The sequence below is a fragment of the Corallococcus aberystwythensis genome, from assembly GCF_003612165.1.
Taxonomy (GTDB): Bacteria; Myxococcota; Myxococcia; order Myxococcales; family Myxococcaceae; genus Corallococcus; species Corallococcus aberystwythensis.
Genome location: NZ_RAWK01000008.1, coordinates 24,520 through 47,342, shown reverse-complemented (window position 1 = coordinate 47,342; position 22,823 = coordinate 24,520). Strand labels below are relative to the sequence as shown.

Genomic DNA, 22,823 nt, shown 5'->3' with positions numbered 1-22,823 from the left:
CTAGTGGGCGGTCCACTCGATGCTCTTGAGGTCGATGCCTTCCTTGGCCATCTCGTACAGGGGGCTCATGTCTCGCAACTTGCGGACTTTGTCCACCACCAGCCGGATGACGAAGTCGACCTCCTCCTCCGTGTTGAAGCGGCCCAGGCCGAAGCGGATGGAGCTGTGGGCCATGTCCTCCTCGACCCCCAGGGCGCGCAGCACGTAGGAGGGCTCCAGCGACGCGGACGTGCACGCCGAGCCGGACGACACCGCGACGTCCTTGATGGACATCATCAGGGCCTCGCCCTCCACGTAGGAGAAGGAGATGTTGAGGCTGCCCGGCATGCGGTGCTCCAGGCTGCCGTTCACGACCACCATGTCCAGCTGCTCCATGATGCCGGTGCGCAGCCGCTCGCGCAGGCGGAACAGGCGCGCGGCCTCTTCCGGCAGGTCCTGCTTCGCGACCTCCGCGGCCGCGCCGAAGCCGACGATGGACGCCACGTTCAGGGTGCCGCTGCGCATGCCGCGCTCGTGACCGCCGCCGTCCACCATGGGCGCGATGCGCACGCGCGGCTTGCGGCGGACGTAGAGCGCGCCCACGCCCTTGGGGCCGTACATCTTGTGCGCGCTGATGGAGGCCAGGTCGACGTGCATCTTCTCCACGTCGAAGGGCACCTTGCCCACGCCCTGCACCGCGTCGCAGTGGAAGAGCACGCCCTTCTCACGGCACAGCTTGCCAATCTCCGCCACCGGCTGGACCACGCCGATTTCATTGTTGGCGAACATGATGGAGACGAGCACCGTCTTGGGCGTCATCGCCGCGGCCAGCTTCTCCAGGCTCACGCGGCCGTCGCGCTCCACGTCCAGGTAGGTGACGCGCGCGCCGCCCGTGGGCATCTCCGCCCACTTCTTGAACGTGTCGTCCGCGTCCAGGTTGAACTTCGCGGCCAGCTCCGGGATTTCTTCCGGGGACACGTCGCGCCCGGCCAGCTGGCCCAGGCGCAGCACCTTGAGTTCGTCCAGGCGCTCCTGGCGCACGCGCTCCAGGCGCTTGCAGGTGTCCAGCACGGCCTTGTGCTCGGTCTTCAGGGTGATGATGTGGTCGCCCTTGGACTTGTAGAACTCGATGACGCCCTTGATGGCCAGGTTGTCGGACTCCGTCGCGCCGGAGGTGAAGACGATCTCCTTCTCCGACGCGCCGATGAGGTCCGCCACCTGCCGGCGCGCCTTCTCCACCGCGGCCTCGGCCTTCCAGCCGAATGCATGATTGCGGCTGGCCGCGTTGCCGAAGTCCTCGCGGAGGTAGGGCAACATCACTTCCAGCACCCGAGGGTCCATCGGGGTGGTCGCGTGGTTGTCCATGTAGATGGGCAGGCTCAGCATGAAGTCCTCGGAAGAAGTGATGCAGGAGGGTGGAACATCCCTCCGCTCCCCGGCGACGCGGTGGGTCCGCGCGCAGCGGCAGGGTCTACATGGGCCCACACGAATGTGGACCGGATTGGTCAATTATAAAATCGACCCCCCTCGGGTCAAGGGAACATGAAGCGCGAGGCCCCCTTCCCCGACGCATCGGGTCGTGAAGTGGGCCGGCTTTGTTCAACCCTCCTCCGAAGTGGCGCACTCCGGGTGCGCCAGGATGGGGCGGGGTGATCCAAAACAGCGCTTCGCGCGCCCATAAGTGCCCGTTTCGTGGCCCCGGGGGACATGGCCGGGCGCCTGCACTGGAGCGGACGCGGAGGGTGCCAACATGAGCGCCAACGCGAAGTCGCAGGCCCGGAGCAACGCCCAGGACATGCAGCAGGAGGGGACGGGGCGGCCGTCGCTGATCCGCCTGGAGGGGGGCATGGAGCGCACCCGCTACGCGGACGGCTGGCGGGCGGGCAAGCCCGCGGAGGACCCGGACAAGGTGAAGAAGTGGGGCCTCATCACCGCGCGGCCCAGCGAGTTCCTCATCCACATGCGCCGGGGGCGCGTGCGCGAGGTGAGTGGCCAGGGCGCCAGCTGCTTCAAGCTGCCGGGGGACTCGGTGGCCATCGTGCCCACCAGCATCCAGCGGCTCCAGTTCACCGCGGATCAGGTGACGAGCGAGAAGGTGGGCGTCGCGGTGACGGGCCTGGCGGTGTACCGCATCGCGGATCCGCTGATTGCCTTCCGGATGCTCAACTTCAGCTACCCGGAGCGCGCGCAGGAGAAGCTGGCGGAGCTCCTGGGGGAGATGTTCGTGGGCGCGGCGCGCCGGCTGGTGGCGAACCTCTCCGTGGAGGAGTGCCTCACCCGGCGCAAGGAGGGCATCGCGGAGGAGCTGATGCGCGAAATCGCCCCGGTGCTCTCCGGGCGCGGCCGGCTGGAGGACCGCACCGACGCGGGCTGGGGTGTGCTGCTGGACACGATTGAGATTCAAGACGTGCGCGTCCTGTCCTCCGCCGTCTTCGAGCACATGCAGGCCCGCTTCCGCCGCGAACAGGAGCGGCAGGCGCGCGAGGCGGAGCTGGCCAAGGAGCGCTTCGTGCGGCGCGAGGAGACGGAGGCCGAGCGCGTGCTCAACCTCCAGAAGCTCGCCGCGCGGGAGGAGGTCCGCCAGCGCACGCAGGCCACGGACGAACAGGCGCAGATGGAGCAGCTGGCGCAGGAGGCTCGGCTGGCCCAGGCGAAGATGGAGCAGGCGCGCCAGCAGCAGCAGGAGCGGACCTCCGTGGAGCGTGAGGTGGCACTCGCGAAGCTGACCGCGCAGGAGGAGGTCCGCACGCGCACCGAGGCCCTGAAGGAACAGGCCCGCCTGGAGGCGCTGGCCACGGACGCGAGGCTGGAGGACGCGCGGCTCACGAGCGAACGGCAGCTCGCGTACAACCGCGCGCAGGGCGAGCTGGAGCAGCTGCGCTGGGAGCAGGAGGCGGAAGCGGCCAAGGCACAGGTGGAGCTGGAGCGCCTGCGCCGCCAGCAGGAGGCGGAGGCCGCGCGTCATCAGTTGCAGCTCGCCGAGGCCCAGCAGGAGGCCGAGCAGCTGTCCGCCCGGCTCCAGGTGCTGCTCGCGAAGCAGTCCATCGCGGAGGCGGAAGCCGGCATCACGGAGCTGGAGCTGCGGCGCACCCGCGCGCAGCAGGGGCTGGAGATGGAGCGTGCGAAGGCGCTGCGCGACATCGAGAACTCGGTGAGCCCGGAGGTCATCCAGCTGACGTTGGCGCGGCAGCTGCCGCAGGTGGCGGCGGCCTTCCAGCAGCAGATGGGCGAGGTGCACGTGACGGCGGTGGATGGAGCGAACCCCTTTGGCTACATCGCCGCCGCCGTGGAGGGCGTGATGGGGCTGGCGCGCTCCGCCGGGCTGAAGGTGCCTGCCTCCCCGGCGCAGGTGCCTGCGGGGTAGCCGCGTCCCCGGCCTCCGCATATAGAAGGGAGCCGCTGCCCGGAGCCTCTTTTCCGGTCCGGGCGCGCGGGAAGCCGAGGCACGCATGGACACGAAGAAGCTGACGCTGGCGGCGGTGGTGGCGGGAGTGGCGGTGGCCGTGGTGCCGTGGCTGCTCCCCACGGGCCCGAGCGCCGGGCTGGACGCGGCCCGGTTCCTGGAGTCGGGCAACCTCGCGTGGGGCGCGCTGGTGGTGTTCGCCGGCGGCCTGCTCACCGCGATGACGCCGTGCGTGTACCCGCTCATCCCCATCACCGTGTCGGTGTTCGGCGCGCGGAAGGCGGAGGCGCGGGGCCGCTCGCTGGCGCTGACGACGTCGTACATCGTGGGCATGGGCGTGGTGTTCAGCGGGCTGGGCGTCCTGGCGGCGAAGACGGGCCAGGCCTTCGGCTCCATGCTGGGCAGCCCCGTGGTGGTGATGGGGCTGGCGCTGTTCCTGCTGCTCCTGGCCTCGTCGATGTTCGGCGCCTTCGAGCTGGCGCTGCCGTCGTCCATGCAGACGAAGCTCGCCAACGTGGGCGGCGCGGGCATTGCCGGCGCGTTCGTGATGGGCAGCGTGTCCGGGTTCCTGGCGGCGCCGTGCACGGGGCCGGTGCTCACGGGCCTCCTGGCCTTCGTGGCGAAGTCCGCCAACACGACGCTGGGCGCGACGCTGCTGTTCATCTACGCGTTGGGCATCGGCGTGCCGTTCTTCCTCATCGGCGTGTTCACCGTGCGCCTGCCGCGCGGCGGCGTGTGGATGGAGTGGGTGAAGAGCGTGCTGGGCATCATGCTGGTGGCGCTCGCGTTCTCGTACCTGAAGGACGCCTTCCCCTGGGCGCGCGACACCGTGAAGGCGCTGGGGGCGCAGGTGGGCCAGGTGCCGGGCGCGGTGATTGCCGCGGTGCTGGTGGTGGTGGGTGTGCTCGTGGGCGCGGTGCACCGTTCGTTCAAGGAGGGCGCGCGCGACTTCGGCTTCAAGGCGCTGGGCGTGGCGCTGGTGGTGGGCGCGCTGGTGGTGCGCGGCGGTGCGCTGGACGCGCGGCCCACGGGCGAACTCTGGGTGCGCATGGGACTCCAGCAGCATCCGGTGGCGCCGTCCTGGCAGTGGCACCACGTGATGCCGGCGAAGACGGCGACGTTCGACGCGAGCCAGTTCGAACAGGTGCTCGCGGCGGCGAAGCAGGAGGGGCGCCCGGTGCTCATCGACTTCTTCGCGGACTGGTGCGCGGCCTGCAAGGAACTGGACCGGCTGACGTACCCGTCCACGGAGGTCATCTCCCAGGCCCAGGACAGCCGCTTCCTCACCATCAAGATCGACGCGACGAACAGCGAGGACCACCTGGACGCGCTGATGGAGAAGCTGGGCGTGGAGGGCCTGCCCACGGTGGCGTTCGTGAACCCGGACGGCACCGTGCTGACGAAGCCGCGCGTGACGGGCTTCCTGGAGCCCGTGCCCTTCGCGGCGGAGATGCAGAAGGTGGTCCTCCAGTAGGAGGCCCGTCACCGCGCGCTAGAGGTAGTTCTCCCAGCCCAGCCGCCCCCGGCTCGCCAGCACGCGTTCAATCATCAGCTCGTGCAGCGTGAGGAGCGGCTTCGCCAGGTCCTCGCCCTCCAGCCGCGCGAGCGCGCCGGCCATGGCCTCCAGCGTGGACATCCCGTCCGGGTGCGGCGGCTTGCGCAACCGGCGCGTGTCCGGGGCAGGCGGCGGCAGCCTCAGGCCTGGCAGCCGGCGCAGGGCGGGAACGCGCTGCACCATGCGCCGCGCCTGCGCCCAGCTCCCGTCGATGATGACCAGCCGCTTCGGCGGAGGGCCTTCCGCCTCCGGCGCGTCCGGGAACAACAGCCACGTGTCCGGCGAGTCCAGCACCGACGCGTCGAAGGGCGCCCCGGGCGCGCCATAGGAGACGATGTGGCAGCGGGGCAGCGCCAGCGCCGCGATGCGCGCCGTGTTGGTGCTCTTCTGCGACTCCTTGTTGTGCCGGATGATCAGCAGCTCCGTGCGCGTGGGGATGACGGGCACGTCCGCGCACAGGCACAGGGCCGTGGGCAGGTAGCACCGCTCACAGCGGCCGGACAGGTCCTCCGGGGTGCTGGACCTCATTTCGCCGCGGTGCGGTAGCGCTCCATCAGGGCCCGCGCCTCGCGCAGCTTCTCCTCGACGAAACGGTCATCCGCGTCCGGCTCGTATTCGGCGTCCGGCGGATCCAACTGGAAGAGGGCGGACAGGCTCGCGGGGGCGACCTCCAGCCACTCGGACGTGCGGGTGAGCGCGGCCTGCCGGCGCCCGGCGAAGGTCTCCGGACCGTCCTCCGGCCCGCACCGGCAGATGCGTGCGGAATCTCCCGACACGTCCACGTAGAGCCCCAGCACCTCGGCGTCCACCTCCGCCGCCAGCGCGCAGGTGGCCTCGCTGACGTAGGCCGCCATCGCCTGCGCCGCGGAGCGCTCCGTCAGCGAACGCACCAGGTAGACCTGCCACCCGGCCTCCGTCAGCGCCCCGGCCTCACTCAGCGGGGCCAGCTCCGCCGGGGGCGCCTGGATGCGCGACAACAGCCGGCGCACGGGGACCTCCAGCCGTTCGAGCCGGGCGTTGGACGCGGGGCAGAAGAAGACCACGCGGTACTCTCGGCTGTCGGCGGCGGTTTCCATGGGCATACGGCGTGACCCAAGAGGACCAAAGGACTCCCCAGGCACGCAAGGGGGAGTTTCGCTTCGGGGACGCTTCCCCGGGCCCCAGGGCGCCCTCCGGCCGGTCCGGAACGCCACCCGGCGGGGCGGCTTGGGCCCCCTGACGCACCAGGAGGGCTTCATCCAGGGGTTCCAGGCGCCGCAAGCCGCTGGCGCATGCTGACGCCCTTTTTCACGCGGCATTTTCATGCCGGGTCGGGCGCGAGCCACCCGGAGGCAAGACACACCCACGGAAAGGAATTGAACCAGGGAGTGCCTGGATGTCTGTCTATTCCATGAAAGGAATTGGCGTCTGGCTGAAGTGTTCCAGCGGCACTGGTCGCCGTGATGCGGCAAGAAGCGCGACAGCGTTTGTCGCATCCATAAGAAGAAAAGAATCCGACCCTCGGCGTTCTCTGGAGGGAAGGGAGGCGGTCGCATGGTGCCAGGGAGGGAGGAGCCGCCAGTCCGGGAGGGCTCTGGAGGGGAGTTCGCCGCGTTCGCGATCCGCCATCAGCCGGTGCTGGTCGCCATCGCGCGCAATGTCTGTGGCAGGAGTGCCAGTGATTGCGACGACCTGGTGCAGGACGTGCTCCTGCGCGCGCTGCTGCAATGGGAACGGCTGAAACGGTGGCCGGAGCCCGCGCGCCGTGCGTGGCTGGTGCGCGTGCTGCACAACCGGTTCCTGGACCAGTGCCGCCGCCAGGGCGCGGAGACGGACCGCCGGGTGGACCTGCACAACGTCCACATGCTCTTCGAGGACCCGGAGGACGCGCCGGAGCCCGAACAGTGGGAATGCGTCACGGAGGACGAGCTGCGCCAGGCCGTGGCCCGGCTCAACGAGAAGCTGCGCCAGGCGTTCGAACTGCATGCGCGGGGCCTGCGCCACGCGGAGATCGCCCGGCGGATGAACACCCCCAGCGCGGGAACGGTGGGCACGTGGCTCTTCCACGCCCGCCGCCGCCTCAAGGCCATGCTCCACGACACCGCGGAACGCCGCCGCCAGGAGAGGGAACGATGAGCACCGCGTGTGAGGACCTCCAGCCCTTCCTGGACGGGAGCCTGTCCGCCGAGGACCAGCGCCGCGTCCGCGGCCACCTGGCGACCTGCGACGTCTGCTCCCGGCGCTTCCACGACCTTCTCCAACTGGAGATGCTCGCGCGGCTGGCGCTGGAGGACGCGGCGGAGAGCGAGCGCTGGGTGTCCGCCCGTCAGGCCCGCGAAACGGTGCCCGGGTCATGGGACGAGGACGTGCCGGAGCACTGGCCGGGGGACGTGCTCCCCGCGCAGGCGCCTCCGCCGCCCGAGCGCGAGGGCCGGGCGTGGCACCAGGGAGCCCGCCGCTTCCGGCGCCGCTGCCCGGGGTGCGCCAACTGCTGCCCGTGGTTCGCGCGGACAGAAGCGGTGGAGGCCGTCAGCGCGCCGCGCCTCCCGTGCCCGCGCTCCAGCCGCTCGGGTGGGACGCTGCTGCGTGCCCGCTCGCGCCGTTGACGAAGCGGAAGCACGCCCGCCTGCGCCTCCCCGGAGGGCAGGCGGGGAACCAAGGCCGGACGCTGGCAGCGGAATCCACCAAGGATTGAACCCGCTCGCGTTTCGCAAGGGACAGGAGGCGGCCGCGCGGCTCCGGGCCCTGACGCTTGATGGATCTCTGGTGCAAGAAGCTCTACCGGTTCCTCGATGGGGAGCTGGAGTCGGGGGACGAGGAGCACTTCCGGCTCCACCTGGCCCTCTGCCGCGCGTGCGCCAGCGGGCTGCATGATGCCATGCAGCTGGAGATGCTCAGCGTCCAGGCCCTCTGTGGCGCGGTGGCCCACAACGACGCGCCACCTCCGCCTTCCTCCCTTCGTCAGCCGTTCCGCTTCACCCTCCCGCGCGGCCGGTGGCGGCAGGCGCTGGGGGCGGTGCTGGCCATGGGGTTGGGGGCGCTCGCCGCGTTCATGACGGGGGACGGCTTCCGGCCGGGGGACGCGTGGCGGGCGGATGCGTCCGCGCGGGAGCTGGAGGCGCGCATCGCGTACCCGGCCGCGGACCGCTACCTCCCCTATGTCCCCGTCCGCACGGGGCCGGGGGCAGGGGGGGCGCTCGCGACCGAGCCTCCGGTGCCCCTGCGGACGCTGGCGGCACTGGAGGAGCGGGGCGACCTGCACGGCATCGCCGCGGCCTACCTCGTGCGGGGGGAGCTGCGGCAGGCCGCGGATTTCCTGTCGCGCAGCGCGCCCTCGGCGGACCGGGACAGCGACCGGGCCGTGGTGGCGATGGCGGCGGGGGATTTCCGGGGCGCCCTGACGCTGCTTGAAGGCGTGCTGCGTCAGGCTCCAGACCATCCCCAGGCCCTGTGGAACCGCGCGCTGGCGCTCCGGGCCATGGGGCGCCCGCTCCAGGCGGCGGAGGCCTTCGAGGCGGTGGCCCGCCGCGGGGAGCCGGGGTGGAGCGAGGAGGCCGGAATCCGGGCCCGCGCGCTCCGGCAGGGGGGACACTTTTTGAAATAAATGAGGCAGGCGTGACCCAAGGTTTTTTTCGGTCGGCGTCTAATTATCGAGGCGCGGCGTGGCGGCGGCGGCGTGGGTGGACGGAAGACACCGCACCGGGGGGACGCGATGTACCGCATCGAAGCGTGGAGCCAGGGGGACGGCGCGCTGTGGGCGCCCGGTTCCAACGGGGGCGCTGGGGTGCGGCCGGAGGACGAGGCCCGGGAGCCCAGGGGATACCGGGTCGACGACGAAGAGGGGGACGGGGAAGAGGCCTCCCGGGAGGACGGGGAGGAATCGCTCTTCGATTTCGATGAAAGCGGCCTGGACGGGGTCGCCAGCTACTGACGTTCAGGCGCGCGCGGTTGGATGTCCGCGCTCCACGCGGCCTTCGGGGGAGGGCCGCCGCTTCCAGTGGATTCGCCGGCTGCAAGGCCTGGCTGAATCCCGGTGTCCCGGACCGGGGGGGACGGGACCCGGAAGCGTGAGGGAGCGAGGCCATCCGAGCGGGTGAGCAGGTGGGATGCGCCCCAGGCCCTCCGCGCCCGGAACCCAAGAGGTTCCGGGGCGGGGGGCTTCGGTTTTTTGGGGGCGCGCTAGGCTCCTTCCGCCTTCTTCCCGACCTGGAGTTCCCGACATGAAGCGTTGGCGTGGAGTCCTTCTGCCCGCCCTGAGCCTGGGCTGCCTGGTGGCGTGTGCCACCGCGCCCGTGCGCGACACCGCCGTCCCCACCACCTCCACGGCCGTGCCGGCGCCGTCCCGGGCCCTGGCCCTGCGGGAGTCCTGGCTGAAGGAGCGGCACGGGCTGCTCCTGGACATGATGCGCCGGCACGGCGTGGCCATGTGGGTCGTGGTCAACGAGGAGTTCCACGATGATCCGCTGACGGCCTGGGTCGCGCCGCCCCTGCCCTACGCGGGCAACCGCGACGTGTTCGTCTTCGTGGACGCGGGTGACGCGGGGCTCCAGAAGGTGGCGCTCACGGGCTACGCCACGGAAGCAGTGGCGCGCTTCTTCACCGCGCCGCCGGTGGAGCGCAAGCAGGCGGAGGCGCTCGCGGAGCTGGACGCGCGCTACCACCCGCGCACCATCGCGCTGGCCATGGACGGGCGGCGGGGGGTGACGCGCAGCCTGACGCATGACAGCTACAAGTGGCTGGTGGAGGCGCTGGGGCCCACCGCGGAGGCGCGCTTCGTGAGCGCGGCGCCGCTCATCGAGGAGTACCTGGACACGCGGCTGCCCGGCGAGTTCGCGCCCTACCGCGACCTGGTGGTGCTGACGGAGTCGCTGGTGAAGCGGGCGCTCTCCAACGAGGTGGTGGTGCCCGGCAAGACGACGGTGGGGGATGTGCGCCGCTGGCTGTATGACGCGCTGTTCGAGGCGCGCGTGAGCACATGGTTCCAGCCGGACCTTCGCGTGCAGCGGCAGGGCATGAAGGGCGGCTTCTCCCGAGGCTTCCTGGCGGTGGCGGACGAGGCGGTGGTCATCCAGCGCGGAGACCTGCTGCACGTGGACTTCGGCGTCACGGCGCTGGGCCTGAGCACGGACTGGCAGAAGATGGCGTACGTGCTGAAGGACGGCGAGCAGGACGCGCCGGAGGGGCTGAAGCGCGCGCTCGCGAACACGCAGGCGCTGCAGGACGCGCTGATGCTGCGCGCGTCGCGGCCGGGGCGCTCGTCGGCGGACGTCTACGACGCGACGATGGCGGAGATGAAGGAGCGGAGCATCGAGGCGAAGGTCTACAGCCATCCGCTGGGCGCGCAGGGCCACGGGCTGGGGGCCTCCATCGACTTCCGCTCGGCGTCGCGGACGGAGGCGCCCCGGGTGTTGCGCAAGGGCTCGTACCTCGCGGTCGAGCTCAACACCGTCACCCCCGTGCCAGAGTGGGGTGGGCAGCAGGTGGCGGTGATGCAGGAAGATCCGGCGTACCTGACGGACGAAGGCTGGCGGTTCTTCGTGCCGCGCCAGGACGCCTTCTATCTCATCCACTGACGACACGAAGGGAGCGGACGTGATGCGCGTGGGCAGGCCATGGACGACGTTCGGAAGAGAAGGGCGCGCGCGGGTCGCGCTGCTCGGCTTGGGACTGGGACTCACGGGGTGCAGCGCCGCCAGTGGGGACGAAGCCCCCGCGCGACAGCAGGGCCCGCTGGCCGCGGAGGCGTCGCTCCGGCCTCCGCGCGCGGTGGACAGTCTGCTCGGCCTGCTTGATCAGACGGCCTCCGTGGTGGAGGGCGAGGTGCTGGACGTGCACAGCGAATACTCGCCGCGCACGGGCCCGTGGACGGTGGTGACGCTGGGCAACGTGCGAGCGCACCTGGGCGAGGCTCCGCGGGAGCTGCGCCTCAAGCAGGCTGGAGGGCTGCTGCCGGATGGACGCCAACTGGTGGTGAGCCACGTGCCCCGCTTCGTCCAGGGGGCGCGCTACGTAGTGTTCCTGCGCAACACCGGGTGGAGCCTGTCGCCGGTGCTGGACGAGCACGCGTTCCGCGTGGAGTCAGTGGGGGGCCGTGAGGTGCTCGTGGGCGCGGAGGGCGGGCTCGTGTCCGGTCTGGGGGCGGCGGGCGTGCGGCAGACGGCGCCGGTATTCGAGACGGTGGACCTGATGGGCGCCCGTCCGGCCCTGCGCGCGGAGGCCCAGGCCCGGAGCGCTCCGGAGGGGATGGAGCGGGAGGCGTTCCTCTCGCTGCTCCAGAACCACCTGCGTGCGCGAGGGCTCACCGTGACGGGGGCGTTCCGCGAGGAACCCGTCACCCCCGCGTCGTCGCTGACCGTGCCGGTGACGCCCGCCGTGGCGTCGTCGCCAGTGCCGGGTGCCGTTCCCCTCCAGCCCGAGCGGGACCTCCCGCCCGGCCAGCCGTGACGAGGTCCGCCATGAAGACAACGACAATCGTGGGCATCGTCGCGGCGCTGGCGCTGGGCAGCGTGGAGGCGGGCGCCGCCGCCTGGGACACGTGCAATGGGACGCCGGTGAAGTGGTACACGGGGCCGGTGGTGTACCGGAACCGGTGCAGCATCCCGGACTCTGGCAACGTCAACACGGCGTACTGGAACGGCTTGCGGCAGTGGGACGACCTGTCTCACATCGTCAGTGGCTTCAACGTGAACGCGGCGACGGACTGCTCGCTGGACCACAGCGACGGGCAGAACGAGATCGGCCTGTGTGACCGGGCGGCCATCGACGGGAACAACGGCGTGACGTACTCCACGGTGGGGCTGTGCTTCATCGGGAGCAACGGCATCGACGAGGCGGACATCTGCATCGCCAGCGACCTGGACTTCACGCCGCGCACCGGCAATGCGTTCGGCACGTCGGGCCGCAGCACGTTCGTGCACGAGGCGGGGCACTTCTTCGGCTTCAAGCACGAGGGCGGACACAGCATCCTGCGCACCTCGCCGCCGCACCTGGTGACGGGTGGCTACGAGTCCTCCACGTTGTGGCCCACGAACGCGCAGGGCATGAACACGCTGTACGGCTATTCGCAGACGAAGCCGAACCTGCTGCCGTCCTCCATGGGCGTGGTGGGGGACGTGGCGCAGACGCTGGATCCCTCCGGCACGAAGTCGGTCTGTCGTGGCACGGCGCAGAGCGTGAAGTTCTACGTGGGCAACCTGGGTAACGCGGCCGTGTCGTCCTATGCGATGCGCGTGCGTCTGAGCCCGACGGCGCCGCCGAATGGCTACTCCGAGTCCACGAACGTGGTGGGCACGTTCAACCACGCGCTGGGGGCGTTCTCGGAGGGCATCTATTCGCTGGGCTTCACGGTGCCGGCGTCGCTGCCGTACAACACGTACTACGTCTACCTGGACATGGATCCGGCGGGCGCGGTGGACGAGCTGCGGGAGAACGACAACACCACCGTGAGTGCCATGCTGCTGCGAGTGGGGTGCTGAGCATGCGGCACGGGGCCCAGTTGGCGGCGCTGCTGCTCCTGGGCGCCTGCGCGAAGCCGAAGGAGGAACGGGTGGGGCCGCATGAAGCGCACGCGGCCTCGCCTGCAACGGCCGAGCTTCCCCAGCCGCGAGGCGCGGTCACGGTGCGCACGGAGCAAGGCACCTACTCCGCCCCGTCCGTGAGGTTCAGCGCCGAGTTCCTGGAGGACCCGCCCGTGGCCCTGATGCTGGTCGCGCTGAGCGCGCAATCGGAGGACGGGGGGACGTGGCGCTTCCGCATGCCGGTGAATGAGCAGTTCGTGAAGTCGAAGCACGCCACCGCACGACTCGTCCCCCAGACGGCGTTGGGCCCGGGCCTGGCGGTGGTGGATTCCCAGCAAGGGAAGGGACCTTCGATGGCGATGGACGAAGGCACCCTGGAACTGACGGTCACCGGGAATCAGGCGCGGGGCGAAGTGCGGATGAAGGACGGGCGCGTCCGCGCGACGTTCGAGGGGCCGCTCAGCGTCGAATGCATGGTGCCGCCCGCGTGGCTGAGCAGAGCGAACGCGCCAGCGGCACCTCCCGCGCCCGTCCCGTCCTCTCCCGGCGAGGGGACGGTCCGGGTGCTCGACGAGGCGCAGGCCACGTCGCAATGCCGGTCCGTGGCAAACGCCTTCCGCTGAGGCCATGCCGACCTCAGGCCTCGGCCATCCAAGCCGTACACCTCCCGGCCGGTGCCATCTCAGCTGGTCCGACAGTCGGACCAGTTCGTACGGTGCGCCGCCGACAGGGAGCCCCAGCAGGATTCTCACCTTCTCACCCATTGGGTCCACGGCGGCGACCGCGTTACTCCGCGTCACGCCCGCTCACGTCCGCCCACGTCAGCCCGAAACGGGCCAGGTACTTCCGGAGCCGGTCCGCGTCGTTGACGCTCTTCTTCTGTGCACGCGACTGCGCGAACAACGTCCGGCCCGCGTCCGACAACGAGCGCGCGGAGCGGCACACCGTCACCACATCCGCGAGCTGCACGCGGTCGAAGCGGTCCAGTTCCTCCGCACGCGCCGCGCCCAGCACCTCCGCCAACACGTCCTCGTTCCCTGACGTCGCCGCGGCGCCCGCGGGTCGCCACTGCGACCGCAGCCGGTCCAGCTCCTCGTCCACCACCTCGCGGGTCATGCGTCCACCGGCCGCCAGCGTGGACATGCGCAGCACCGCCGCGTTGAGGTCGCGGAAGTTGCCGCTCCACCGGGCCTCCGGGGACGTGGCGAAGCGCAGGAAGTACTCCTGCGCTTCCTTGCTCATCGTCACCCGCGTCCCCAGCGCCTGGGAGGCCTGATCCAGTTCGTATTGCAGGTTGGGCGCGATGTCCTCCGGGCGCTCGCGCAGCGCGGGCAGCCGGAACGTCCACAGGTTGATGCGCGCGAGCAGGTCCTCGCGGAAGCGTCCCCGCTCCACGTCCAACTGCAAGTCGCGGTTCGTCCCCGCGATGAGCTGGAAGTCGCTCTCCGCCTCCTTGTCCGCGCCCACCGGCAGGAACCGCTTGTCCTCCAACGCGCGCAACAACATGGCCTGCTCGTCCGCGCCCAGCTCGCCAATCTCATCCAGGAACAGCACGCCGCCATTCGCCTGCCGCATCAGCCCGGGCCTGTCTCCCACCGCGCCCGTGAACGCGCCCTTCACATGGCCGAAGAGCGTGGACATCGCGCCGTCGCCTCGCAGCGTGGCGCAGTTCAAGTCCACGAACGGGCCCGCCACCTGGTTGCGCGCCTTCTTCAGCGCGTAGATGCGCTTCGCCAGCTGCGACTTGCCCGCGCCCGTGGGGCCCGTCAGCAACAGCGGTGCTCGGGACTGCACCGCCACCTGCTCAATCCGCTCGATGAGCCGGTTGAACGCGGCGTTGTGCGTGTCGATGCCGGACTTGAGGAACGACAAGCCCTCGCGCTGTTGCCGCCGGAAGCGTGCCGCCAGCGTGTCGTAGTTCGACAGGTCCAGGTCGATGATGGCGTGCGTGCCCACCGCCCCGTGTTCCTTCCCCTTGCCCGGGGACGTCTGCACCAGCCGGCCCGGAATCAGCCGGCTCTCCACCAGGAGGAACATGCAGATCTGCGCGATGTGCGTGCCCGTGGTGATGTGCACCAGGTAATCCTCGTCCTCCGGATGGAAGGACTGCGCGCGCACGTGGTCCAGCAGCGCGCCGTACGTCTCCTCCAGGTTCCACGGGTCGCGGATGGGCAGCGACGTCAGGCGCACCTGCGTCTCCGGTGACACCTGCGCGATGTCGTCCTGGATGACCGCCGCCAGTGACGTCCCGTGGGGCGGGTACAGCAGCTCCAGCCGGTGCACCAGCAGGTCCTCCTGCTGACACAGCGACACCGTGGGCCGCCACCGCGCCCAGCGCTGCGACCCCATCCCCGTGTCCAGCGTCGTCCCCAGCATCCCGATGACGACCGTGCGCCGTGTCTTCGCCTTTTGAGCCATCAGGATAGGTATTTATCCCATGGGATAGGGATTTCCAGCCCGGCCCTGGTGTCCCCCTCGGAGAGGGCGTTGGCACGCCGGCTGCTCTAGCTCCCCCACGTGACCGGGACACAGCGCCCGGGTCGAACGACCGAAAGGTGCAGAGCCATGGACCGGACGAACGCGAACTACGAAGTGATGTCGGACGAAGCGGGCCGCCCCATCAAGACGTGGACGGTGGGGGTGCCGTTCGAGGACGAGGCGAAGAAGCAGCTTCGCAACCTCCGCGGCCTGCCCTTCATCCACAAGTGGGTCGCCGTGATGCCGGACGTGCACCGCGGTTACGGCGCGACGGTCGGGAGCGTGGTGCCCACGGTGGGCGCGGTGGTGCCGGCGGCGGTGGGCGTGGACATCGGATGCGGGATGATCGCCGTGCGCACGACGCTGCGTGCCGGGCAGCTGCCGGACTCGCTGCGCGGGGTGCGCTCGGCCATCGAGGCGGCGGTGCCGCACGGCCGGACGGACAACGGCGGCCGGAATGACCGCGGCGCGTGGAAGGACTCGCCCGCGACGCATACCGCCGCCTGGGCGCGCCTGACGGAAGGGTACGCGCGCATCGTCGCGAAGCATCCGCGCATCGGCCGTGGGCCGGAGCTGGCGCACCTGGGAACGCTGGGGACGGGAAACCACTTCATCGAGCTGTGCGTCGATGAGTCGGATGGCGTGTGGCTGATGCTGCACTCGGGGTCGCGCGGCGTGGGGAACCGCATCGGAAGCCACTTCATCGAACTGGCGAAGGAGGACATGCGGCGCTTCTTCGTCCACCTGCCGGACGCGGACCTGGCGTACCTGCCGGAGGGGACGGAGCACTTCGATGACTACGTGTTCGCGGTGAGCTGGGCGCAGGACTTCGCGGCGATGAACCGCGAGCTCATGCTGCACTCGGCGGTGGAGGCCCTGAAGGCGAGCGGCGAGCTGCCCCCGTTCGAGCTGTCCGAGTCCGCGGTGAACTGCCACCACAACTACATCTCGCGCGAGCACCACTTCGGAAAGAACTGCTTCGTGACCCGCAAGGGCGCGGTGCGGGCGCGCGAGGGCGACATGGGAATCATCCCCGGCAGCATGGGGGCCCGTTCCTACATCGTCCGCGGGAAGGGAAACGCGGATGCCTTCCACTCGTGCAGCCACGGCGCGGGCCGGGTGATGTCGCGCGAAGCGGCGAAGAAGCGCTTCACGCTGGAGGACCACGCGAAGGCGACCGCGGGCGTGGAGTGCCGCAAGGACGTGGACGTGATTGACGAGACGCCGGCCGCGTACAAGCCCATCGACGCCGTGATGGCCGCGCAGGCGGACCTGGTGGAGGTCGTCCACACGCTCAAGCAGGTGGTGTGCGTGAAGGGATAGCCGGAAGCACAACCCCACCCGCCGTCCTGCGGAGGTGCACATGCCGGGATGAAGATACCGAGGCGCCCGTTCCCCCCGAAGAGGTCCGCGTGAGCGGCCGTTAAGGTGGGGGAGCGGGCGCCGCTATTTTTGGTAATCAGGGATGGAGGGCCGCGTCCGTCCGCGAGCGCGCAAAGGAGCACCACGCACATGGTTCGCATCGATGGTTCACAGGGGGAGGGCGGCGGCCAGGTGCTGCGCACCGCGCTGGCGCTGTCGCTGGTGACGGGCACGCCGTTCGAGATGGTCAACGTGCGCGCGGGCCGCGCCAAGCCGGGCCTGCTGCGGCAGCACCTCACCGCGCTCAAGGCCGCGGAGACCGTGGGCGCCGCGGAGGTGACGGGCGCGGAGCTGGGCTCCAAGCAGCTGTCCTTCCACCCGCGCGCGCTGTCCGCGGGCAACTACCACTTCGCGGTGGGCACGGCGGGCAGCGCGACGCTGGTGCTCCAGACGGTGCTGCCCGCGCTGCTGCATGCGGAAGGGCCGTCCACGCTGATGCTGGAGGGCGGGACCCACAACCCGGCCGCGCCGCCGTTCGACTTCCTGGAGAAGGCCTACCTGCCGCTGCTGCGCCGCATGGGCCCGCGCGTGGACGTGACCCTGGAGCGGCCCGGCTACTATCCGGCCGGCGGGGGCCGCTTCCGCGTGGACATCCATCCCGCGAAGCTCCAGCCGCTCCAGTTGCTGGAGCGCGGCCGGGTGCTGCGCACGGAGGCCGTGGCCCAGGTGGCCGCCATCCCCTTCGACGTGGCGAAGCGCGAGCTGGAGACCGTGGCCGCCGCGCTGAAGCTGCGGCCGGATCAGCAGCGGCCAGAAGAGCTCAAGCGCGCCTTCGGTCCAGGAAACGTGCTGCGCGTCGAAGTGGAGAGCGAGCACGTGACGGAGGTCTTCACGGGCTTTGGCGAACGCGGCAAGCGCGCGGAAGCCGTGGGCGAAGAGGTCGCCGCGAAGGTGAAGCGCTACCTGGACGCGGGCGTACCCGTGGGCGAACACCTGTGTGATCAGCTCCTGCTGCTCTGCGCCCTGGCGAAGGGCGGAACCTTCCGCACGCTGGCGCTGGACAGCCATTCGCTCACGCAGGGCGAGACGATGGCGCACTTCCTGGACGTGAAGGTGGACGCGCGGGAGCTGGAGCGCGACGTGCACGAGGTGACGGTGCGCGCCTGACGCAGGGGCAGGGCGGAATCAGGTCCATGTCCGGTCGCATGCCTGGCGGCCGGACGGGATGCCCCTCCAGCGGGACTCAACCCATGACGTTATCTCGCAGCCTTCCTACCTTGTGACCTGTAGGGGAGGCTGCCCGTGGCGGAAGTCCCTGAAGTCGAAATCATCGTTCGTGACCTGAAGCAGGCCGTGGTGGGCCGGCGCTTCGTGGGTGCGGAGGTGCTGGTGCCCGCGGCGGTGCGCTTCGCCTCGCCGCCGGACTTCATCCAGAACCTCACGGGCCGCAAGGTGCTTGGCGCGGAGCGGCGCGCGAAGTTCATGCTGCTCACGCTGGATGACGGGCAGACGCTCGCGCTGCACTTCATGCTGTGGGGTGAGCTGCAGCTGCGGCCCGCCGGAAGCGAACGGCCTCCCGCGACGCTCGTGGTCCTCACGCTGGAGGGCAACGAGGAGCTCCAGCTCACCGACACGCTGGGCTACGCGCGCGTGGCGCTGGGACCCACGGCGTTGCTCGCCTCGCAGCTGAAGCTGGAAGAACTGGGGCCGGAGGCACTCGATGAAGCCTTCACGCCGGAGGTGCTGGCGAAGCTCATCCGGCGCAGGCGCAGCGCGCTCAAGACGGTGCTCCTGAACCAGCGGGTGCTCGCGGGGCTGGGCAACCGCGACGCGGATGAGAGCATGTGGGTCGCGGGCATCGACCCTCGGCGGCTGGCGTCGTCGCTGTCCCCAGCGGAAATTGTCCGGCTGCACCAGGGCATCCGCGACGTGCTGGAAGAGGGCTTGCGGCTTCGCGGCACGCAGCGCGACCTGTTCGGCGTGCAAGGGCAGGCGAAGCACCGGCGCAACATCTTCGGCAAGACGGGGGCGCCCTGTCCCCGCTGCGCCACGCCGGTTTCGCACCTGCGAATCGGGGGGCGCAACACGCACTGGTGCGCGCACTGCCAGCCCGCGGATGGCGCCGCTCCCGAGGCCCCGGCGCAGACGTCACTGCTCTGACAAGGCCCCCGGGCGCTGGTATGAACGGGAGCGTGTCCGACGTTCCCGCCCCCCCGCCCCTGCCCCTCGATGACGCGCTCGCGCGCGCGAGCGAGGAGCTCCAGTTCCCCAGCTACTACCAGTCCAGCGTGCGCCCGCTCCTGCGCGACCCGGAAGGCCGCTGGCCCCACTGCTGCGGCGGAGGCTGCGAGCCGTGCGCCCAGACGCTCATCCGCGTCGCGCTGCGCACGCTCGAGCTGATGGGCACGCCGCGCCAGAGCCCGCCGCCGGACTTCTAGGGACGCCTAGAACAGCCGCGTCCCCAGGCCCACGCGCCCCGTGAGCCCCAGCCGCGTGTGGCCCGCGCCCGCGCGCTCCTGGAACGTCTCCACGCCCACCTGGCCCGCCGCGAGCAGCGACACGTTGCCGCCCAGGTACACCTCCACGCCCACGCCCCCCAGCGCCTGGAAGCGCCGCTGCTTGTCGCCCGTGAGCCCCAGGTCGATGGGCAGGTCCACCAGCCCCAGCAGCGCCACGGTGTCCGCCACCCGGTAGCCCGCCACCAGCCCCGGCAGGATGCGCACCAGCACCCCGGAGAAGTTGTTGTCGTCCATGTACGTGGAGCCCGAATTCAGCACCAGGCCCACGCCCAGCGTCGGCGCCAGCGCGAACGACCCGCGCCGCACCACCTCCTTGCGGCCCACGAGCTCCAGCGACGCGCCCAGCTTGAACCAGTCGAAGCGCGCTCGCGCCTCCACCTCCAGCGCCCCCAGCCCCTGCCGGAACCCCAGGCCCACCTCCGGCGCGCCCGTGTAGCCATAGAGCGCCGTCGCCCCCGCGGGCAGCATCACCGGCGCCACCACGGAGCCCAGCGGGTCCTCCTGCGAGAAGGAGACTTCGGCCTCCTGCGCGAAGGCCAGGGCGGGCACGGCGAGGAAGGAGAGCAGCAGTCCGAGGCGCGTCATGGGCGCGCACCCTAGCCTCGGGATGCACGTTGGCCAAAACCCAACGAATCCAGGGACTTGGGGGTAGGTTGTGCAATCGCTCGGGTTCCCTGGAAGAATGGGGAATCCATGGTTGCCTACCTGCACGCCGCACCGCCCCCTGAAACCTCCACGCCCTCGGGAGGTCGTGACGCACTCGCCCCGCCGGGTGAGGTCTCCGGCTGGGTGCTGCTGGTGGGGGAGACGGCCCGGCCGGCGGTGACAGCGGCGCTTGTCGCGGAAGGGTTCGAGCCCGTGCACGTGGAGGGCGCGCGCGCGGCGCTGGCGAAGCTGGGCCTGGAGGCAGGGGTGACGCGGCCGGATGCGGCCCCCACCGGTCCAGCGGCCGTGCTGCCCCGGCTGGTCATCATCGACGCGGACCTGCCGGACGGCGACGGCTTCAGCCTCTGCGGCGTGCTCCGGGCGGACCCGAAGTCCGCGCACCTGCCGGTGCTGCTGGTGGCCCGGCACGCGGAGGAGTTCCACCGCGACCTCGCCGCGGGCGTGGGCGCGGACGAATACCTGGTGGAGCCGGTGGACGCGCGCGACGTGGCGGTGCTCGCGCGGCTCAAGGCGGGGCGGCGCGGCGAGGAGGACGTCTACGACGCGCACACCGGAAACCTGCCCCTGGTGGGACTGGCGCGCGCGCTCTTGTCCGGCGTGCGCTCCGGACGGGTGGTGCTGTCGGAGGACACCGGCGCCTTCGTCTTCCGCCACGGCCTTGTGGTGGACGCGACCTTCCACGGCGAGCGCGGCGGCCTCGCGTTCCGGCGCCTGCTGTGCTTCGGCTCGGGCGCGTACACGGTGACGTTCGGCCCGGAGCTGCACCGGGGCACGCTCTCCCTGGACCGCCCGTTCCTGTGTGAACAACTGGTGCCCGGCCTGGAGCGCTTCGAACAGCTGCGCGTCAAGGGCCTGCCCCTGGCGGCGCGGCTCACGGTGGACTTCAACCGGCTCGCGCGGGAGCTGCCCTCGCTGCCGGAGGACGTGGAGCAGGTGGTGCGCCTCTTCGACGGGCGCCGCACCGTGCGCGCGATGCTGCTGGAGTGCCGCTTCCCGGAGGCGCTGGCCTACGAGGCGGCGACCCGGCTGTTCATGCTGGGCGTGCTGGTGCCCGCCATCCTGGTGGAGGAGCGCGAACGCGCCCGGGAGTCCGAAGGGCCGCCCCGCCTCTTCGAGCCCGTCCTCGAGCCGGAGACCGACCCGGACGCGTCGTGAGGGTTTGACTCGGGCGGCCTGCTCGGGGCACAAGTCCGGGAGCGCCACGGGCTGAACGCCCGTCCACCTCCCGCCGAAGCCGCCGCCATGTCCGGTCACAACCGATGGTCGAAACTCAAACGCGCCAACGCCATCATGGGCGTAGCCAAGGGCAAGCTCTACTCCAAGGCCATCAAGGAGATGACCGTCGCCGCGCGGCTGGGTGGCGGTGACCCTTCCAGCAACGCCCGCCTGCGCGTGGCCGTGGGCCAGGCGCGCGACGCGAACATCCCGCGCGACACCATCGAGCGCGCCATCAAGAAGGGCACGGGCGAGCTGGCCGGCGAGGCCTACGAAGAGGTGACGTACGAGGGCTACGGGCCCGGCGGCGTCGCGCTCATCATCGAGTGCCTCACGGACAACCGGAACCGCTCCGCCAGCGACGTGCGCAACCTGCTGAGCAATTACGGCGGCAACATGGGGGCCGAAGGCGCGGTGGGCTGGATGTTCCACAAGAAGGGCGTCATCACCGTGAAGCCCGGCCCCACCGAGGACCAGGTGATGGAGAAGGCCCTGGACGCGGGCGCCGAGGACGTCGTGGACCAGGGCGCGGACGGCTTCGAGGTGCGCACCGCCCCGGCGGACCTGCACGCGGTGGGCGCGAAGCTGGAGGCCGCGGGCCTGCCCCTGGGCGAGCAGAAGTGGACCTTCGTGCCGCAGAACACCGTGAAGGTGGAAGGCGACAACGCGAAGCGCATGTTGAAGCTGATGGACGCGCTCGACGACAACGACGACGTGCAGCACGTGCACGCCAACTTCGAAATCGACGAGTCCCTGATGGAGTCGCTGTCCACGTCGCGCCCCTGACGGGCGGGTGGGAAAGGAACGGGCCGGTGCGCGTACTCGGCGTGGACCCTGGCAGCCGCTTCATGGGCTTCGGGGTGGTGGAGGAGAAGAAGGGCAAGCTCGTGCACCTGGGCCATGGCGTCATCAAGGTGGTGGAGTCCGCGCCCCTCGCTGAACGCCTGAAGGATTTGCACGCAGCCTTGAGCGCCGCGCTCCAGCGCTATCAGCCGGAGGCCGTGGCCGTGGAGGGCCTGTTCACCTTCCGCAATGCCCGCAGCGCCCTGGTGCTGGGCCATGCGCGCGGGGTGGCGCTGCTCGCCGCGGCGCAGGCGGGCCTGCCCGTGCACGAGTACGCCCCCGCGAGCGTGAAGAAGTCCGTGGGCGCCAGCGGCGCGGGCAACAAGGACGCCGTGGCGCGCATGGTGCGCACGCTGCTGGGCGTGGATGAAGCGACGCTGGAGCGCGCGGACGCCAGTGACGCGCTCGCCGTCGCGCTGTGCCACCTGAACCAGTTCCGCGTGGGCATGCCCCGCGCCAGCGCGCCCGGCAACGGCAAGCGCAAGGGGGCCGCGTCGGTGCTCGCGGACCGCCTGTCGTCCGCCTACCAGCGCCCGGAGGCCCGCCGATGATCGCCCGGCTGCGTGGCAACGTGTTGGAGAAGGGCCCCGAGGATGCCGTCATCGACGTGCACGGCGTGGGCTACCGCGTGAACCTCTCCACCGTCTCGCTGGGCAAGCTGCCCGCGGATGGCCAGCCGGTGGACCTCCGCATCCGCACCGTGGTGCGCGAGGACGCCTTCGAGCTCTTCGGCTTCCTCTCCCAGGCGGAGGAGGAGCTCTTCCAACTGCTCAACACCGTGTCCCGCGTCGGCCCGCGCATGGCCCTGGGCGTGATGTCCGGCATGGAGGTGGGCGAACTCATCGCGGCGCTGTCGCGCGGTGAGACAGCCCGGCTCGCGAAGATCCACGGCGTGGGCAAGAAGACCGCGGAGCGGCTGGTCCTGGAGCTCAAGGAGAAGGTGCGCAACCTGCACTCGGAGGGCATCGCGCGAGGCACCACCCCGAAAGCGCCCGTCACCTCCGGCAACAAGGCCGACCTCGTCTCCGCGCTGCTCAACCTGGGCTACAAGCAGCCCCAGGCGGAGAAGGCCGCGGACGTCGTCATCGAGCGGCTGGGCCCGGACGCCACCTTCCAGGCCCTCTTCCGGGAATCCCTCAAGTCCCTGCGCTCCACCCCGTGACTTCCGGACACCGCTCCGCCCCTCGGGGCGAGACGCGGTGTGTCCAGGGGACGGAAATCCTGGGAAAATACGCGCAACTCTATTTGCCGTATAAGCCCACGCGCGTCGGCGGCTGAACACCTCTTGCGTTCACCGAGCGTCATCG

23 protein-coding genes are annotated in these 22,823 nt (G+C 70.8%); 18 read left to right on the top strand and 5 right to left on the bottom strand.

The features are described 5' to 3' along the window. Positions 1-1,362 (bottom strand): IscS subfamily cysteine desulfurase, encoded by a 1,362-nt coding sequence (locus tag D7W81_RS02280; RefSeq protein WP_244226921.1) that lies wholly within the window; start codon positions 1,360-1,362, stop codon positions 1-3. Positions 1,363-1,729: 367 nt separating this feature from the next. On the opposite strand from D7W81_RS02280, the gene D7W81_RS02275 reads away from it, so the two are divergent. Together D7W81_RS02275 and D7W81_RS02270 are read left to right on the top strand one after the other, a co-directional pair. Continuing rightward, the gene (locus D7W81_RS02275) at positions 1,730-3,343 is read left to right on the top strand and encodes an SPFH domain-containing protein (protein WP_120553650.1); all 1,614 of its coding nucleotides are present in this window, start codon (positions 1,730-1,732) and stop codon (positions 3,341-3,343) included. 85 nt (positions 3,344-3,428) lie between these two features. Next, entirely contained in the window at positions 3,429-4,856 is a 1,428-nt protein-coding gene (locus tag D7W81_RS02270) for a protein-disulfide reductase DsbD family protein (RefSeq protein ID WP_120553649.1), read from the top strand. An 18-nt stretch (positions 4,857-4,874) separates the two neighbouring features. Here the strand turns inward: D7W81_RS02270 and D7W81_RS02265 are convergent, their stop codons facing one another. Together D7W81_RS02265 and D7W81_RS02260 are read right to left on the bottom strand one after the other, a co-directional pair. Then, on the bottom strand, positions 4,875-5,465 hold the full coding sequence (locus tag D7W81_RS02265) for a tRNA-uridine aminocarboxypropyltransferase (RefSeq protein WP_120553648.1): 591 nt from the start codon (positions 5,463-5,465) through the stop codon (positions 4,875-4,877). Continuing rightward, a complete protein-coding gene (locus D7W81_RS02260; protein ID WP_014395291.1) occupies positions 5,462-6,013 on the bottom strand; it encodes a hypothetical protein in 552 nt (183 codons plus the stop codon). The genes D7W81_RS02265 and D7W81_RS02260 overlap by 4 nt, the downstream gene beginning before the upstream one ends. 457 nt (positions 6,014-6,470) lie before the next feature. Here D7W81_RS02260 and D7W81_RS02255 point away from each other — a divergent pair, with 457 nt between their 5' ends. From D7W81_RS02255 to D7W81_RS02220, 8 genes are all read left to right on the top strand, one after another. After that, positions 6,471-7,052 carry an RNA polymerase sigma factor gene (locus D7W81_RS02255; RefSeq protein WP_120524267.1) on the top strand — a complete coding sequence of 194 codons (582 nt, stop codon included), beginning with the start codon at positions 6,471-6,473 and terminating at the stop codon, positions 7,050-7,052. After that, positions 7,049-7,522, top strand: a complete 474-nt coding sequence (locus tag D7W81_RS02250; RefSeq protein ID WP_120553647.1) for an anti-sigma factor family protein — start codon at positions 7,049-7,051, stop codon at positions 7,520-7,522. Before D7W81_RS02255 ends, D7W81_RS02250 begins: the two co-directional genes overlap by 4 nt. Positions 7,523-7,671: 149 nt before the next feature. Beyond that, positions 7,672-8,520 (top strand): zf-HC2 domain-containing protein, encoded by an 849-nt coding sequence (locus tag D7W81_RS02245; RefSeq protein WP_120553646.1) that lies wholly within the window; start codon positions 7,672-7,674, stop codon positions 8,518-8,520. 72 nt (positions 8,521-8,592) lie between these two features. Beyond that, entirely contained in the window at positions 8,593-8,847 is a 255-nt protein-coding gene (locus D7W81_RS02240) for a hypothetical protein (RefSeq protein WP_147445321.1), read from the top strand. 289 nt (positions 8,848-9,136) lie between these two features. After that, a complete protein-coding gene (locus D7W81_RS02235) occupies positions 9,137-10,489 on the top strand; it encodes a M24 family metallopeptidase (protein WP_120553644.1) in 1,353 nt (450 codons plus the stop codon). Between the two features lie 88 nt (positions 10,490-10,577). After that, on the top strand, positions 10,578-11,360 hold the full coding sequence (locus D7W81_RS02230) for a hypothetical protein (protein WP_158621403.1): 783 nt from the start codon (positions 10,578-10,580) through the stop codon (positions 11,358-11,360). An 11-nt stretch (positions 11,361-11,371) separates the two neighbouring features. After that, complete coding sequence (locus D7W81_RS02225; protein ID WP_147445320.1) at positions 11,372-12,391, top strand: hypothetical protein; 1,020 nt, start codon at positions 11,372-11,374, stop codon at positions 12,389-12,391. Between the two features lie 2 nt (positions 12,392-12,393). Next, positions 12,394-13,056 (top strand): hypothetical protein, encoded by a 663-nt coding sequence (locus D7W81_RS02220; protein WP_120553641.1) that lies wholly within the window; start codon positions 12,394-12,396, stop codon positions 13,054-13,056. A 163-nt stretch (positions 13,057-13,219) separates the two neighbouring features. On the opposite strand, the gene rtcR is transcribed toward D7W81_RS02220, so the two are convergent. Then, positions 13,220-14,851: an RNA repair transcriptional activator RtcR gene (gene rtcR / locus D7W81_RS02215; protein ID WP_120553640.1), complete on the bottom strand. Its 1,632-nt coding sequence runs from the start codon at positions 14,849-14,851 to the stop codon at positions 13,220-13,222. A 147-nt stretch (positions 14,852-14,998) separates the two neighbouring features. Between rtcR and D7W81_RS02210 the strand changes: the two genes are divergently transcribed. The 4 genes from D7W81_RS02210 (at position 14,999) to D7W81_RS02195 (ending at position 18,711) form a co-directional block, all read left to right on the top strand. Further along, positions 14,999-16,234 carry an RtcB family protein gene (locus D7W81_RS02210; RefSeq protein ID WP_120553639.1) on the top strand — a complete coding sequence of 412 codons (1,236 nt, stop codon included), beginning with the start codon at positions 14,999-15,001 and terminating at the stop codon, positions 16,232-16,234. Between the two features lie 189 nt (positions 16,235-16,423). Continuing rightward, entirely contained in the window at positions 16,424-17,440 is a 1,017-nt protein-coding gene (rtcA, locus tag D7W81_RS02205) for an RNA 3'-terminal phosphate cyclase (RefSeq protein ID WP_120553638.1), read from the top strand. 135 nt (positions 17,441-17,575) lie between these two features. After that, on the top strand, positions 17,576-18,433 hold the full coding sequence (locus tag D7W81_RS02200; protein WP_120553637.1) for an Fpg/Nei family DNA glycosylase: 858 nt from the start codon (positions 17,576-17,578) through the stop codon (positions 18,431-18,433). Between the two features lie 20 nt (positions 18,434-18,453). Further along, positions 18,454-18,711, top strand: coding sequence for a hypothetical protein (locus D7W81_RS02195; RefSeq protein ID WP_208721122.1), 258 nt, complete (start codon positions 18,454-18,456; stop codon positions 18,709-18,711). A 6-nt stretch (positions 18,712-18,717) separates the two neighbouring features. Here the strand turns inward: D7W81_RS02195 and D7W81_RS02190 are convergent, their stop codons facing one another. Further along, a complete protein-coding gene (locus D7W81_RS02190; protein WP_120553635.1) occupies positions 18,718-19,377 on the bottom strand; it encodes a hypothetical protein in 660 nt (219 codons plus the stop codon). Between the two features lie 108 nt (positions 19,378-19,485). On the opposite strand from D7W81_RS02190, the gene D7W81_RS02185 reads away from it, so the two are divergent. From D7W81_RS02185 to ruvA, 4 genes are all read left to right on the top strand, one after another. Next, positions 19,486-20,613 carry a response regulator gene (locus D7W81_RS02185; protein WP_120553634.1) on the top strand — a complete coding sequence of 376 codons (1,128 nt, stop codon included), beginning with the start codon at positions 19,486-19,488 and terminating at the stop codon, positions 20,611-20,613. Positions 20,614-20,700: 87 nt separating this feature from the next. Then, a complete protein-coding gene (locus D7W81_RS02180) occupies positions 20,701-21,459 on the top strand; it encodes a YebC/PmpR family DNA-binding transcriptional regulator (RefSeq protein ID WP_120553633.1) in 759 nt (252 codons plus the stop codon). Positions 21,460-21,485: 26 nt separating this feature from the next. Then, a complete protein-coding gene (ruvC, locus tag D7W81_RS02175; RefSeq protein WP_120553632.1) occupies positions 21,486-22,067 on the top strand; it encodes a crossover junction endodeoxyribonuclease RuvC in 582 nt (193 codons plus the stop codon). After that, entirely contained in the window at positions 22,064-22,678 is a 615-nt protein-coding gene (gene ruvA, locus D7W81_RS02170) for a Holliday junction branch migration protein RuvA (RefSeq protein WP_120553631.1), read from the top strand. Before ruvC ends, ruvA begins: the two co-directional genes overlap by 4 nt. The last annotated feature ends 145 nt before the right edge of the window (positions 22,679-22,823 follow it).